At 32.4% G+C, this 722-nt stretch carries 1 protein-coding gene; it reads left to right on the top strand.

Annotated elements, in window-relative coordinates; translation table 11 throughout:
• The first annotated feature begins 270 nt into the window (after positions 1-270).
• Positions 271-636 carry a hypothetical protein gene (locus ACFSW4_RS11920; RefSeq protein WP_377329519.1) on the top strand — a complete coding sequence of 122 codons (366 nt, stop codon included), beginning with the start codon at positions 271-273 and terminating at the stop codon, positions 634-636.
• Positions 637-722: the final 86 nt, after the last annotated feature.

The raw sequence follows: 722 nt of genomic DNA, 5'->3' as shown, positions 1-722 counted from the left end.
TATCGGTTGCTCTCACAGTCATCACCAACTCATATTTGATGACTCTATTATAGAACATTTGTTCGATTTTGGCAATTATCAACAACAAACTTTAACAGAGCCTTTTAAATAAAAAACACCCCACTATTCACATAATACTTGTCTGTTTGATACTATTCAAATATTATTGACAATTAATAGATTGTGAGGTGTTTTGCTATTATTCAAATACTAAAATTCAATGTAAAGCCAATGATTTTTCATACTTGTTTAGTCCTTATAGGGACAGGAATGATTGGTTCGGCTTGGAACACTGAACGGAATGACATTGTATTCATTACAGTTATTATAATGATTTTTTCCCATTATCTTTTAGGCATGTTTTTAACCAATTACCATTCTTGGTATAAAAATCTATTATCTGTAATAGGTGTTTTTATATTTAATTCGTTATTAATGATCATTAACAATCAGCTTCAAAATGAATACCAATCCGTTCTAGATTATTTAGTCATTGTTTATAAGTTACCATTTCTATACATACTTGGATGGGATGGAATTAATGTTCCTGTACTTACTTCTATCATCCCTGCATTGCTGCTCTGGTTAGGACTGGAGAGTAAGACTATTTTACTTAAAGTAAATATCCGCCCGTAGAACGGGCGGTTTTAGTTTCGCCCTATAAGGGCACATTACCAACATGCCCCTAAAGAGGCTTTTTTAATGACCGTCAACCGTTTAAT

Origin of the sequence: Piscibacillus salipiscarius, assembly GCF_042685285.1 — a bacterium.
Classification (GTDB): domain Bacteria; phylum Bacillota; class Bacilli; order Bacillales; family Alkalibacillaceae; genus Piscibacillus; species Piscibacillus salipiscarius.
Note: the sequence above shows the minus strand (reverse complement) of the source record. Positions and strands in the feature narration are given on the sequence as shown.

Excerpts from the sequence above, each read along its gene's own strand:
- ACFSW4_RS11920 (WP_377329519.1), top strand. The coding sequence starts at position 271 with ATGATTGGTTCGGCTTGGAACACTGAACGGAATGACATTGTATTCATT.